Source organism: Streptococcus sp. DAT741, assembly GCF_009866825.1.
In the GTDB taxonomy this organism is placed as follows: domain Bacteria; phylum Bacillota; class Bacilli; order Lactobacillales; family Streptococcaceae; genus Streptococcus; species Streptococcus ruminantium.
Map to the genome: position 1 here is coordinate 1,779,763 of NZ_CP019557.1, position 13,179 is coordinate 1,792,941.

Sequence of the window (13,179 nt, forward strand, 5' to 3'; positions counted from 1 at the left end):
CTCTTTATTTTATCATATTTGATGAAAAATGTGGGGAAATGAGGAAGGAATTTATGATAAAAACCGATGAAAAACGAATGAAGAACAGCATACATAAAAACACAACCTAAAATGAATAGGTGATGCAGTCTAAAAATTCTGAACCAGTGATATTTTTCAATTTTTTAAGTTAATCAAAAAACACCTACTTCCTGCCGTTCATTTTGAGGGATTTAGGTGTTTTATGATAATCTAAACTGATTTTCAATATCAACTTAGTATTACTGGAGGAATTTTATCTCCAAATAAAATCACATATGTAAACAATAACAAACTAAATTTAATTAATTTCTTCTTCATCTTTCGGCTCCTTTTCCATTAAATCTATAAAGAATGATTGAGCTAAATTTTTTAAAAGTTCATCACCTTCTAAGTCATAAACAACTATTGCTTTTTTGACCATATCAATCGCTTCTGAAATAATAGAGCGCTTCGCTAATATATTGGCTCTCATTAATAAAGTATTACCTAGCATAAATAAAGTATTTCGACTCCTTAGCAATTCTAGTGATTCAGCATTATAAATTAATGCCTTTTCAAAGCTGTTACACAGGTACAAAATTCTAGAATATCCGTATTGAAATAATACTTTCAGCTCCCAGGCATTTGATTCATTATAGTGATGAATGAGACTTTCATACTGGTTCATTGATGCTGTATAATCTTCTAACTCAGAATATATCCCCGCAATGGCAATCCCAACTCGTAAAAATAGATTAGAGTTTTCAACCAAAGTAGGCAGCAACTCTTCCAAAATTTCTAATGCCTCGTTTGTTTTTTTATATTTTCCAAACAACAATACCCCGTTAAGATATCGTATATAGGGACTTTGATTCGAAGGTACAGAATCTTTTGAAATAAACTGTAAAAAATATTCTAATGTATCATACTCTCTTCGGTAAAGAATAGATCTCAATTCATCCGTAAGAATAGATTCTTCTGTACTCTTCTTTAGCTGAAACAATTCCAATATCACACTAGAATCAATGTCTAATTTTTTGACAAGTTTAAAAAATAATTCGACTGAGGGAGAAACCTCGGCTTTTTCAATTTTACTAATAACGGCCTGAGCACAAATACCCTCAGACAGTTCTTTTTGACTAAATCCCTTCTCCAAACGAGTCCGCTTAATAAGACTAGCAATCTTTTCTTTCACGATTCACATTCCAATTCATAGTATTTTCTCTATTGTACCACTATTCGGTTGAATTTCCCATATTTCATCGTATAGGCTTAAGTCCGACTCTGTATAATGATGAGCAACCTCAAAGATTGTAATTGGTAATTGGGCAAGTTTGTTACGAATGAGAGTCGAAGACTTTTTATCAATTGCTGACGTTCCCTCATCAATTAATAAGATTTTCTTATTATGAAGAAGGGCTCTGGCAATCTCAATACGTTGTTTTTGTCCTCCTGATAACTGCGCCCCATTTTCACCATAATATTTCTCTAAACAATCTTCACCTAGCTCTTCTACCAACCCTAGTGCTGAAAGCAAGGCTAACAACTCCTCCTCACGGACTGATTCCAGTGCCATTAGGAGATTCTCTTTTAAACTTGCCTCAAAATAGTAGGGAGATTGCTGTATTCTAGCCATTTGATTGCTAGGATTGTTTATTTTCTTCTGACGATCTAATACAGAAATCTCCCCCTCCAATGGCTGAAGTACCCCCTGTATGCTATCTAGTAAGGTCGTCTTGCCGCTTCCTGAGGCTCCTCTAATGAGTATTTTTCGACCATATGGAACTGTAGCATTAAATTTTTTTATAATAGGCATTCCGTGTCCAATTGCAACACCTGAAAATTGAATCTCAGGCGTCAATATTGATTCATCAATATGATTTTCAGACACTTCCTGTTGCTGAGAATCCTGTAACATTTTCTCTAATTTTTTTCGAGTCTGCTCCGTTGATTGTATCATCCGTAAATAGTTCGAAACATTTCTAAATGGATAGATAACACGGTCACTGGCTAAAAATAAAGCGATAACAATACTAGCATCTAGCTTCCCTTGGGTTACAAATACTAGAGCTACAGTTATTGGAACAATATAACTTAACCACGATAGCATGGAAGAAACAAGGTTAACTATGCTGTGTTTATTATTTAATGCCTCATTACTATTTTCTAAGTCATTGACAGTTGTCTCAGCCATCCCTAAAAACTTACGATTCGCACCGTATGTCCATAGAACCGAAAAACCTTGAAAAATATCTTTTATGCTACGAATAAATTTCTCATTCGACTTAGTAAAGTTCTCTGTTGCAGTTCCTAGATATTTGCTAAATAGTATTGCTGGCAACATTGGAAGAAATGAGAAAATAATAAATAATACAGAAATTGCAGGACTTAGATAGACAAGATATATCAATGAAACTGCCCCTAAAAGACTGTAGTATAAGCAATCAAAAAGAACGGAAAAATATTTATCTTCTACTAATTTTAAATCTACTGTTAATACCGCAAGAGACTCTGTAACGTCTAATGCATTTCCCTTATTTCCAAGATAGTTTAACAGCTCCATCTTATACTTTTTATGCAGATTTTTTAGTAAATCGTTTTTTATTATTGAAACAAATAAATCTGATAATTGAATCAATAAATAGAACAATATACTGCAACCAGCGAATAGTAAAATATCTTTTACAGTTGATTCCGAGCTAAATTTACTAACTCTCGAAATAACCTGAGACATAATAATACCGTCAAAACTCGCTCCTACCAATGCAAGCAAGAGTAAACATATTTTAAACTTAGGCAATATTCTCCATACCTGTTTTAATCTCATAACCCGTTCTCCATTTTCTAAAGATTTCATCAAGTAAATATAAAGCAAACTCTGAGGGTGCTGTTTGCACACCTTGCTTATACTTTACGTATCTATATAAGACGAGCGCTATTCCACTACTACCTGAATGTAAATCATGGGAAATTTTTAAATTTCCTTCACCTAAAAATCCAAATAATATCTCACTCCCGTCTCTCTGTTCAAAAAGATTCAAAGTCTTGATTTGCTGATCAACTACTTTTGATGTTCTTTCTGAGACTTCATCACACAATACTCCTTCTTGTAAACAAGTAATTAATAAATCAGTTATCCCTGCCAATCCACGCATCAGAGTAGCAAAATAGTGGATATCATAATCTAAACTCAAACAGATATTGTTTAACATGTTTGAGTATTCGACATTTTTAGTCACTTTATAATAGTAAAGCAACAAATACCCGATATCCGACAAACCATTGTATAAGAACGGAGACTCAATCCTCTTTCCAGAATTATTTTTCCCAACTCGGTCTACAGTGAGGTTTCCATGTGAGTTTTCATATACATACGTCAAAATATTTGCTACATGGCTCTCCCCAATATCTAAATAACGTCTATCGTTTGTAACCATATACATCACCAAGTAGACCAAAGCAACACCAGATTCCCCCTCATACAATCCTACTACATCTGTTTCTAACCGTCTTTCCAGCAACCATTCTTGTAACTCTAAAAGTATTGTTTCGGAACATCCCTCAAATCCAAAGTATGCTCCTAAAATAACAAATCCAGAAATACCATAATATATCCCCGTATTATTACTATTTTTTAATGTTTTGAAACTTCTATTAAAAATATTCCATGCTTTTAATATTTTGTTCTCACACATGAGAAAGTATGCAAAACTCAATTCTCCAATCATTAATCCACTTGAAATATCAATACAAGCATCAAATAACACCCCATATGTAGTATTAATAATATTGTTACTAATATTTTGTATTTCGTTTAATATTGTTCCTTCTTTTTCATCAGAAATTCGTCGTAGAGAATACAAAACACCTAGCCCACCATGAGCAATACTATAGGGATTTGTATTATAAACTTGTGGACCCGCTGGAAAAAAATTTTTTTATGGTCCACTTCTAAAACAGCATAACTTTGCAGTATACATTTCAATATCTGATCTAACTGCTGACTGATATCATCAGGATAATCTTCACATACATTTGTTATATCATCAATTGTTTTAATATGCTTTTCTATTTGATCCAGCATTTTTTGAGCATACTTATTATTAATTCTATTTTTTAAATACTGAATACTTTTGAAAATATTGGTACGATTAAATTCAAACATATTTTGTATTGGAAACATCATACATATCCCTATAATGTAAGCTTTAGGGTGTTTTTTCATGTTTATTTTTATTCAGTTTTTATCAATATCATTACTTATATTTTTTTCATTTTACCTATTGACTTTTAATAGTTAGTCTTTCTAAAATGTTTTAGCTAATCAACTGAATACATTATAATATACTTATTTTAAAAAGTCAATTACTTTTTTTTTGTTTTTTATAATTTTATTGATATTATCAAGTTATATTTTGTTTCTATATGCCTTTTATCCCAACAACCCCATCCACTATCAAAGATTCGCATTACAGATTGAGTAAGAACCCGACATAAGTTCTTGCTGAATAATTGATACGAGCTGCGTCCTCACATCTTGAGCAGTTGAACACAACCTAAAACCCAGAAAAAAGAAGAACTGCCAATATCCGAAGACATTGGCAGTTCTCTATTTTTCAGTCGTTTTTGACGGGCTTTATACCTATCTTAACGACGCAATCCAAGTGAATTGATCAATTCACGGTAACGGTTAACATCTGTGCGGCGTAGGTATGCCAACAAGTTACGACGACGACCGATTTTTTTCATCAAACCACGATAAGTTGCATGGTCTTTTTTATGTTGCTTAATATGGTCGTTAAGGTGGTTGATTTCCCAAGTAAGTACAGCTACTTGTACCTCAACTGAACCAGTGTCGCCTTCATGACGAGCATACTGCGCCATGATTTCATTTTTTTTCTCTTTTGAGATTGCCATGATCTATTCTCCTTTTATTTGAGCCTAATCCGAGTGACAGGTTGGCGACCTGCAACCAAGAAAAAGCTAGATTTGTCCTTTAGGACCTTATTCATTTTAACAAGGAAGGAGACTTTTGTCAAATAATATTGTGTCAAACAAAAGTCTGATAAGACTAATTCACTTTTGACATCTCCAATCGGTTAGTCGGCTATTCCGTTTTCTCAGCTCTTGGCAAGATTAGATTTAGAATAATTCCCACAATCGCTGAGAGAGCCGTACCTGATAGCTTAATGGCACCAAGATTCAAAACAGCTCCGCCAAGTCCCAATACCAGCATAGAACTTGCAATAATCAAATTCCGAACCTGACCAAAATCCACACGACTTTCAATCAACACTTTCAAACCATTTGAGGCAATAACACCGTAAAGTAAGATGGACATACCCCCAAGAACTGCACTTGGAATCGTTGAGATGAGGGCAGTAAATTTACCTAAGAATGAAAAGGCAATAGCAATCATAGCAGCATTGCGAATAACGGATACAGAAGCATTGCGGGTCATCCCAATAACCCCCGTATTTTCACCGTAAGTCGTATTAGCAGGACCACCGATAAAGGCTGAAACAGCAGTCGCTACACCATCGCCAATCAAGGTACGACTGAGCCCTGGATCTTTCAAGAATTGACGTCCACAAATTTGACTAAGAACAGTATGGTCACCAATATGTTCAGCAACGGTCACGACTGCAATTGGCAAAATAGCAACCATCTCAGGTCCAAAATAGAAGCGATAAGAGTCAAAGATGCTGGTTTTAAATGGTAGATAGAAACGCGGCAATTCAAACCAAGCTGCTTTTAAAACAGGCTCAAAATCAACCAGACCAAGCGTAAGGGCAAGAATATAACCACCAATGATAGCAATCAAGAAAGGAACAATCTTGGCAAAACCTTTCCCTTTGGTATTGACAAATGCTGCGATTAGGAAGGTCGCAATAGCAACCACCACCTTTTTCCAATCTCCATCTGCCACAAATCCAGCAGAAGTAACTGCTGAATTGGCGAGTCCAAGACCAATAACAATAATCATGGGACCAATAACGATTGGCGGCAAAAGAGTGTCAATCCATCTAGTACCGACCATCTTAACAAGAGCCGCAATCAGCACATAAATCAAACCGACAAAGAGAATACCAGTTTGAGCTGCCGAAATATCACCTCCCATTTCCTTAATCGCTAAAGACATGGCTGAAATATAGGCGAAGGAAGAACCTAAGTAAACCGGCACCTTAAACTGCGTTGCCACTTGATAAATCAGGGTTCCAATACCTGAAGCAAAGAGGGCAACCGACACCGGCATTCCCAAAATCAATGGCACCAAAATCGTTGCACCAAACATAGCAAATACATGCTGGAAACTAAGCAGTATCCCTTGAAGTGGAGCTGGTTTCTCGTGGACATCAAACAAAAGGTTGGCTTTTGTATTCATCATTCTCCCATTCTGGGTACACAAAAAGACCCAGACTTTCTAAATATACATAGTCATAGGCCCTTAATTGATTTTCCTGTTGTCTTTCTCACCTCACGGGATGAGTTTAAAAACCTACGCTTTTGATATTATAGCATAAAAAACTAATCTTTGACAAGAAGTTTTATATTTTTTTGTTTGAGTAGCGGTAAAAAATAGGGAGCGAAGCAACATCTCTCCTCCATTCCTTATTCTGCTCTGCAATCAATCCCCTTACTTCCCATCACAGCTCCACACCAAATACTTCTAATTTGGCCAACTCTGCCTCAGTTAATCTACGGTAAAGCCCAGGATCAAGACTGGGATCCAAAGTCAATGGGCCCATGGATAAACGTTCTAAGTCTATTACCTTTTTCCCACAAGCCTGCACCATGCGTTTAATCTGATGAAACTTTCCTTCTCTAATCGTAATATCTACCAGTGAAATCCCTTTTTCTTCATCGGTAGATAAAATTTCTAACTGGGCTGGCTGACAGGTGAAATCTTTTAATGCCAGACCAGCGGCAAACCGATCTACATCCACCCGATCCATAATGCCATCCACCTTTGCACGATAGCACTTATCCACGTGCTTTTTGGGTGACAGCATGGCATGGGCTAGCTGTCCATTGTTGGTTAGGAATAGGAGTCCGTGCGTATCAATATCCAAGCGTCCAACAGGAAAGACACCCTTATGATGGGCTGTATCGTCCAACAGATCTAGAACCGTCCGGTGATGACTATCTTCTGTTGCTGAAACCACTCCTTTTGGCTTGTTGAGCAGGTAATAAACAAAATTTTCATGAGTCAAGGCCTGACCTGCTACCATAATCTGATCCACCTTCTCATCAATCTGGTGTTTGGGTGAGGTTTCCACTTGATTGTTGACCATCACCTGCTTACTTTTTAAAATCTTCTTGACTTCTGTTCGACTGCCAACACCACAATCAACCAAATACTTATCTAATCGCATGTCATATCCTTTTCCATTCTAACACAATCATACTGACTTCCATTAGCAGTTTGAAGAAACTGTTTCTTTTCGACAAAGCCGACTGCTCGATAGAGAGCCTGTGCCCGCTGATTGAATTTGGCCACCGCTAGGCAGATGCTATCTGGGGCATACTGTTCTTTTATATAATCTTCAATGGCCTGATAAAAAGCTCTGCCATTTCCCTGACCTGTCAAGGATGGTTTCATCCCAAGACCAATCTCTAAGCAACTTCCAACTAACTCCAGACGAAAATAGCCCATGAGAGCAGCATTACGGATAACAGCAAAAAAGCAATTCTCACGTGCCTCTGGCGAGATCAGCTCCGCATAAGCTTCTGGATTGGCGCTGACATTGTAAACATCATAGGGAGCTTCATAGCGCCACTGATTGGCAATCTCTAAAGCCAGATCCTGCTGCAGGGGCATGATGTAAAAATAGTCCATTCTACGGAAGTTTTTTATCAGATTTTTAATGCGCCGATTCTGAGTTGCATTGTTATCCGTTTGATAGACATAATCCACATAGCCTAATTGGTAGGAAGAAATCATGTTCTTAAAAATGAGCTGCACATCTTCTGGAAATCGGAGTATTAACTCATTTAACCGATTGTTTTCTAACATACTAAACCTCCTCTTCACCTATTATAACAAAAGGAGTCGAAAACGACTCCTACTTCCTCAACTGAACTTGTTTGTAAAATAAACTAGCACTAATCAGAGCACAGCCGATGGCATAAATTCCAAAGGCTCCTGTAGTTGTCGGATTGAGCTTTTCCAGATAAATAGGCAAAATTGCAGAGGTCGCTCCGCCTGTACAACATCCCATCAAAACAATTGTCATGACGGTATTAAGCAGAGACTTAGGAACACGATCTGCTACCTGACTAAATACAATCGTTAAAATAATACTATAGAAAAAACCCGAAATCATACTGCCTAGACCTAGAAGCCAGAGGCTACCAGCAACTGTAATACCGATGACAGCCAGACCATAAATCGCATAAGATACAGCCAGTAACCACCCCTTTAAACGCCCCATCAAAAAGCCAAAGAGTGTTCCAGCCACAATTCCCATAACCTGCATAAGACTGAGAATCAAACTAGCCTGTTGGGCTGTTCCTATCCCTTTTTCCAAAACGATTTGCGGAATACGGATGGTTAAAAAGGTATTGACATTGATAACAAAGAAAGCTAGAAAAGCTAAAATAATCCCCAGTTGCCACATGTATCTATCCAATTTTATTTTTGTCCCTGGCTCTTCAAGTTTGATTTCGCTGTGGGCAGCAAACTCTTCTTGTGGAACAAAAAGCACAAATAAAGCTAAAATCACCATAGCAAACAAATAGACCATGAATGCACGTTGCCAACCAAATTGAATCAGCCAACCAACCAGCAGGGTTAAACCAGCACTTCCTAAAACTTCTGCAGAACCACGTAGCCCCATCATCTGTACTCGTTCTTTTCCAGCAAAAAAGGTCCCTATGATATTGATAGCACGCGCATTGATCAAACCAATTCCCAAGCCTAGTAAAATTCTAGCGAGAAAAACAAGTGGGAAAGCTGAGAAAAGAACAGGCATAGATCCACCTGTTGCCATTAACAAAAGTCCTATGATGATGATAGCTCGTTCTGACAGGATACGAACGATGAAACCATTCAGTAAGAGGGTTACCATGATAGCAAAAGAGGTAATGGTCACCAAATTTTCTACCTGCCCAGCAGAAATTCCCTCCTTAGCAAAATGCTCAATCATTTGAGGTATGGCAGGTGAGACAGCAAAGGTTGATACCAACATGGTTGACAGAGCCAAGAGGCTCATTTTTTCTAAAATCCTTTTCATGATTTCTCCTTTTCATGATTCGTCTATTCATCCATTATTAGTATAACAGATTTGAGGCAGAATGGATAAAATCTCCAGTAAAAATCAACAAACAAGTAAAACAATCTACCAAAGGTTTGGTCAATTATAGGATCCGTATTCAATCTGTGTAGAGTATGGCTTTTATTCTCCCCTGTTTCGTGCTATACTTATCTAAAAAATAAATCCAAAGGAGAGAAATATGTCTGTACTTGAAACCTTAACAAAACCATCCCATCTGATTGATATGGACGATATTATTCGCGAGGGACATCCGACCCTCCGTCAGATTGCTGCCGAAGTCCAATTTCCCCTTTCCGATCAGGAAATCATTTTAGGAGAAAAAATGATGCAATTCCTCAAGCATTCGCAGGATCCTGTCATGGCCGAAAAGCTGAACCTTCGCGGAGGTGTTGGACTGGCAGCGCCACAAATTGACGTATCTAAGCGTATCATCGCAGTCTTAGTCCCAAATCCGGAGGATGAGGAAGGGAATCCACCTACCCAAGCCTATTCCCTCCAAGAGGTTATGTATAATCCAAAAATCGTAGCCCACTCCGTTCAGGAAGCAGCTATTGAAGGGGGAGAAGGATGTCTATCTGTTGATCGTGAAGTTCAAGGCTATGTCGTCCGCCATGCTCGTGTAACAGTAGATTATTTTGATAAAAATGGCAACAAACACCGTATCAAACTCCGAGGTTTCAATGCCATTGTAGTTCAACACGAAATTGATCATCTCAACGGAGTCATGTTCTATGACCGCATTGATCCCGAACACCCATTTGCAGTGAAAGAGGGAATGTTGGTCATTAAATAAACAAAAATTGACTGCATAAACATTCAGCTTGCTAAATAAACAAAAGACTTAAAACCTTGACTCCTAGAATCATGGCTTTAAGTCTTTTATTCGTTTGTTTATCTAAAATCACGCTTTTCTTATTGCAATATGACAGGAGAAATTTTATCTCCAAATAAAACAACATACAGTAGCAATGATAAGCCATATTTAATCATTATCTTTTTCATTTGTTACTGACTCCTTTTCTAATAGATCTATCAATAGAGACTGTGCTAAGTTTTTTAAAAGGTCATCTCCCTCTAAATCATATACAACTATTGCTTTCCGGACAATTTCTACCGCTTCAATATATTTTTCATATAATTATTTTAATAATGATTCAAACAATCTTTTGTTACTTAAACACATGAAAACTCCCCAAAGGGAATCAATCTGACTAAATCCACCATTCTTTTCCAATAGAACTGTTACAACAAAAAAAACGACCCTTTCGAGTCGTTTACTGGGGGGGTTATTCCACCCATTTTCTATTGATATGCTGACAAATACATCACGAGATTCTCAACAGTCTCTCTGTCCGAAATTGTTTTACTGATACCACTTGCCAGACTAATGGTGCTTTTTCAGCTCCTAACTGCTGCGACTTCGACCAAAAATCGCTATCAATAATATGGCGCCAAAAACAGAGGGCACTAAAGCCATACCTGCCAGTTGTGGTCCCCAATAACCAAATAGTAATTGTCCAATCCAAGAGCCCGCCAATCCTAGGATAATATTTCCCAAACAACCTCGGCGGTCACCTGAGGAAGTAATAGCTCCAGCAATGAGACCAATAATAGCACCTGCGATAATACTTGTAATCATAATATTACCATTCCTTTCATAAAAGATGGCCGCTCCCCCAGCCTCATACTACTTGCCATAATCTATCCATTTCCCTTAGATAGCCCATTCACCATCACGGAAAATTGGTACACGAGTACCGTCTGCACGGATACCATCAATATTCATCTGATTTGAGCCGATCATAAAGTCCACGTGGACATCTGAGCGGTTGAGTCCTGCTTCTTTCAACTCTTCTTGACTCATTTCTGTACCACCTTCAATAGAGAAAGCATAAGCAGAGCCGATTGCTAAGTGATTTGAAGCATTTTCATCAAAGAGGGTATTGAAGAAAGTCACGCCTGACTGAGAGATTGGACTCTTATCAGGTACAAGAGCTACTTCGCCAAGACCACGTGCACCAGCGTTATCAAAAACTAATTTTTTCATGACTTCATCACCTTTTTCAGCCGATACGTCAACGATTTCACCATCTTTAAAGGTTACCTTAATCCCTTCAATGATATTTCCGTTATAGCTGAGTGGCTTAGTAGAAGTGACATAACCATCCGCTACACGATAATCTGGTGCTGTAAAAACTTCTTCTGTCGGCATATTAGCAATAAATTTCTCACCTTGGGCATTGATAGAGCCAGCTGCTTCCCACAAGTGGTTTTTCGGCATACCTAGGGTCAAATCTGTGCCCGGCGCAGTGTAGTGAAGCTTAACGAACTGCTCGTCGTTGAGGACTTTGGCCTTGGCTACCAAACGCGCCTCATGTTCTTCCCAAGCCTTGATGGGGTCTTCTTCGTAGATACGGCATGTCTTGAAGATTTGATCCCAAAGAAGATCTACAGCTTCCTCATCAGAGGTCGCATTAGGAAAGACTTTCTTAGCCCATTCCAAGCCAGAAGCTGCACCAAGAGTCCAGCTGACTTTATTGGCTTGTGTTGCCTGGCGCATCGGATTGAGGGCTTGACTGAGAGCGCGTGCGTTGCGAGATAGTTTTTCTGGTTCAACTCCATCGTAGGCTCCTGGATCATCTGACAAAACAACCAGACGACTAGCCTTACGCTCCAAGAGGTAGTTCATCTCTGTGATGCGCTGTGGATGTACCTGTTCCAATAATTCCACATCAACATTCACCAACCGTTCACGCGCAATGACATCGTCCTGCCAATTGACAAGAACTTCTGCTGCACCGTAGGCATAGGCTTCTTTCACAATTAAACGAGCTAATTCAGCCTGTTCCACACTGATAGTCAATTGGACAGTATGACCCGGTTGTACATTGATACCAGTCGATACTAAGAGCTTTGCATATTTTGCTAGATTTTCTTTAAAATGAGGTAATACCATGATATTCTCCTTTGGCTATGATACTAGATTATTATACCATATTTTAAGATTGAACAAGTAAAAAAACTTCCCCGAGTAGGAGGAAGTTGAGCAAGGAGCTATATGTTTGCAAATGTTATCGAGTCATCAAGATGCCTCACCATTAAAAACATAATTGTCAAAACATGCTAGTTGCCAAATACTTTTACACGGTCACCATCTGCTATATAGTCCTTATCTGCCGCTGGAGCAACAATGCTACCAAATGGTGCCTGAGCACGGAGTTTCCAGCTTGCAGGAATCCCATATTTTTCAGTGACCTGTGCATCAACCAATGGATTATAATGTTGCACATTCATTCCCATATTCTTCTCTGCAAACGCCAGCCACACTGCATACAAATTGATACCGTGAGCTTGTTCGGACCAGATTGGGAAATTTTCAGCATAAAGCGGGAAACTTTCCTGTAAACCTTTCACCACATCTTGGTCCTCAAAGAATAAAATGGTTCCAGCACCAGCTGCAAAGCCAGCCAAACGATCTTTCGTTGCTTCAAATGCTTCTGCAAGTGTTACCTTTTCTAATTCACTATAGACGATTTCATTCCAGAAAGTATCCGACTCAGCACCAAAAAGAATAACTGCTCGACTTGACTGTGAGTTGAAAGCTGATGGTGCTTCCTTCATGGCTTTTTCAACAAGTGCTACCACTTCTTCATTTGATACTGGCAATTCTTTACCAAGTGTATAGATCGAACGACGATTTTCTTGTAGAGTTGCAAAATGTGACATAGGATTTCCTCTTTTCCTTTTATTACTACTTAGTAATTTTTTGATTGTATATAAATTATACAATTATCACTAAGTAGTGTCAATTATTTGACTCAGCACTCTAAAAGAAAATTGTATTCGTTAACAAAGAATCTGAGTAAAAATATTTTAATTTTTGGCTCCCTATATTATCTAT

13 protein-coding genes are annotated in these 13,179 nt (G+C 38.1%); 1 reads left to right on the forward strand and 12 read right to left on the reverse strand.

The window, feature by feature from the left end; translation table 11 throughout:
* Window positions 1-319 precede the first annotated feature (319 nt).
* The 9 genes from BZG42_RS08425 to BZG42_RS08465 form a co-directional block, all read right to left on the reverse strand.
* Window positions 320-1,195: a helix-turn-helix domain-containing protein gene (locus BZG42_RS08425; RefSeq protein ID WP_159780118.1), complete on the reverse strand. Its 876-nt coding sequence runs from the start codon at window positions 1,193-1,195 to the stop codon at window positions 320-322.
* 15 nt (window positions 1,196-1,210) lie between these two features.
* Window positions 1,211-2,827: an ATP-binding cassette domain-containing protein gene (locus tag BZG42_RS08430; RefSeq protein WP_159780120.1), complete on the reverse strand. Its 1,617-nt coding sequence runs from the start codon at window positions 2,825-2,827 to the stop codon at window positions 1,211-1,213.
* A complete protein-coding gene (locus tag BZG42_RS08435) occupies window positions 2,793-3,863 on the reverse strand; it encodes a lanthionine synthetase LanC family protein (RefSeq protein WP_155995744.1) in 1,071 nt (356 codons plus the stop codon). Before BZG42_RS08435 ends, BZG42_RS08430 begins: the two co-directional genes overlap by 35 nt.
* Window positions 3,864-3,868: 5 nt before the next feature.
* Window positions 3,869-4,186 (reverse strand): hypothetical protein, encoded by a 318-nt coding sequence (locus BZG42_RS08440; protein WP_155997278.1) that lies wholly within the window; start codon window positions 4,184-4,186, stop codon window positions 3,869-3,871.
* 461 nt (window positions 4,187-4,647) lie between these two features.
* Window positions 4,648-4,917, reverse strand: a complete 270-nt coding sequence (rpsO, locus tag BZG42_RS08445) for a 30S ribosomal protein S15 (RefSeq protein ID WP_024391455.1) — start codon at window positions 4,915-4,917, stop codon at window positions 4,648-4,650.
* Between the two features lie 190 nt (window positions 4,918-5,107).
* Window positions 5,108-6,385 carry a uracil-xanthine permease family protein gene (locus BZG42_RS08450; RefSeq protein WP_024531780.1) on the reverse strand — a complete coding sequence of 426 codons (1,278 nt, stop codon included), beginning with the start codon at window positions 6,383-6,385 and terminating at the stop codon, window positions 5,108-5,110.
* Window positions 6,386-6,647: 262 nt separating this feature from the next.
* The gene (locus BZG42_RS08455; protein WP_155995742.1) at window positions 6,648-7,376 is read right to left on the reverse strand and encodes a pseudouridine synthase; all 729 of its coding nucleotides are present in this window, start codon (window positions 7,374-7,376) and stop codon (window positions 6,648-6,650) included.
* Entirely contained in the window at window positions 7,367-8,017 is a 651-nt protein-coding gene (locus BZG42_RS08460) for a GNAT family N-acetyltransferase (RefSeq protein ID WP_155972416.1), read from the reverse strand. Before BZG42_RS08460 ends, BZG42_RS08455 begins: the two co-directional genes overlap by 10 nt.
* Window positions 8,018-8,066: 49 nt before the next feature.
* Window positions 8,067-9,236: an MFS transporter gene (locus BZG42_RS08465; protein WP_155972418.1), complete on the reverse strand. Its 1,170-nt coding sequence runs from the start codon at window positions 9,234-9,236 to the stop codon at window positions 8,067-8,069.
* A 220-nt stretch (window positions 9,237-9,456) separates the two neighbouring features.
* On the opposite strand from BZG42_RS08465, the gene def reads away from it, so the two are divergent.
* Entirely contained in the window at window positions 9,457-10,071 is a 615-nt protein-coding gene (def, locus tag BZG42_RS08470) for a peptide deformylase (protein WP_120172239.1), read from the forward strand.
* Window positions 10,072-10,683: 612 nt separating this feature from the next.
* On the opposite strand, the gene BZG42_RS08475 is transcribed toward def, so the two are convergent.
* From BZG42_RS08475 to BZG42_RS08485, 3 genes are all read right to left on the reverse strand, one after another.
* Entirely contained in the window at window positions 10,684-10,917 is a 234-nt protein-coding gene (locus tag BZG42_RS08475; RefSeq protein WP_024531785.1) for a GlsB/YeaQ/YmgE family stress response membrane protein, read from the reverse strand.
* Between the two features lie 75 nt (window positions 10,918-10,992).
* Window positions 10,993-12,234 carry an aminopeptidase gene (locus BZG42_RS08480; RefSeq protein WP_024531786.1) on the reverse strand — a complete coding sequence of 414 codons (1,242 nt, stop codon included), beginning with the start codon at window positions 12,232-12,234 and terminating at the stop codon, window positions 10,993-10,995.
* Window positions 12,235-12,401: 167 nt separating this feature from the next.
* A complete protein-coding gene (locus BZG42_RS08485; RefSeq protein ID WP_155995740.1) occupies window positions 12,402-13,004 on the reverse strand; it encodes a nitroreductase family protein in 603 nt (200 codons plus the stop codon).
* Window positions 13,005-13,179 lie beyond the last annotated feature (175 nt).

Bases quoted from the DNA above. Each gene is read 5' to 3' on its own strand.
- def (WP_120172239.1), top strand. From the start codon at position 9,457: ATGTCTGTACTTGAAACCTTAACAAAACCATCCCATCTGATTGATATG.
- BZG42_RS08465 (WP_155972418.1), bottom strand. From the start codon at position 9,236: ATGAAAAGGATTTTAGAAAAAATGAGCCTCTTGGCTCTGTCAACCATG.
- BZG42_RS08440 (WP_155997278.1), bottom strand. From the start codon at position 4,186: ATGATGTTTCCAATACAAAATATGTTTGAATTTAATCGTACCAATATT.
- BZG42_RS08475 (WP_024531785.1), bottom strand. From the start codon at position 10,917: ATGATTACAAGTATTATCGCAGGTGCTATTATTGGTCTCATTGCTGGA.
- BZG42_RS08450 (WP_024531780.1), bottom strand. From the start codon at position 6,385: ATGAATACAAAAGCCAACCTTTTGTTTGATGTCCACGAGAAACCAGCT.
- rpsO (WP_024391455.1), bottom strand. From the start codon at position 4,917: ATGGCAATCTCAAAAGAGAAAAAAAATGAAATCATGGCGCAGTATGCT.
- BZG42_RS08460 (WP_155972416.1), bottom strand. From the start codon at position 8,017: ATGTTAGAAAACAATCGGTTAAATGAGTTAATACTCCGATTTCCAGAA.
- BZG42_RS08480 (WP_024531786.1), bottom strand. From the start codon at position 12,234: ATGGTATTACCTCATTTTAAAGAAAATCTAGCAAAATATGCAAAGCTC.
- BZG42_RS08485 (WP_155995740.1), bottom strand. From the start codon at position 13,004: ATGTCACATTTTGCAACTCTACAAGAAAATCGTCGTTCGATCTATACA.
- BZG42_RS08455 (WP_155995742.1), bottom strand. From the start codon at position 7,376: ATGCGATTAGATAAGTATTTGGTTGATTGTGGTGTTGGCAGTCGAACA.
- BZG42_RS08430 (WP_159780120.1), bottom strand. From the start codon at position 2,827: ATGAGATTAAAACAGGTATGGAGAATATTGCCTAAGTTTAAAATATGT.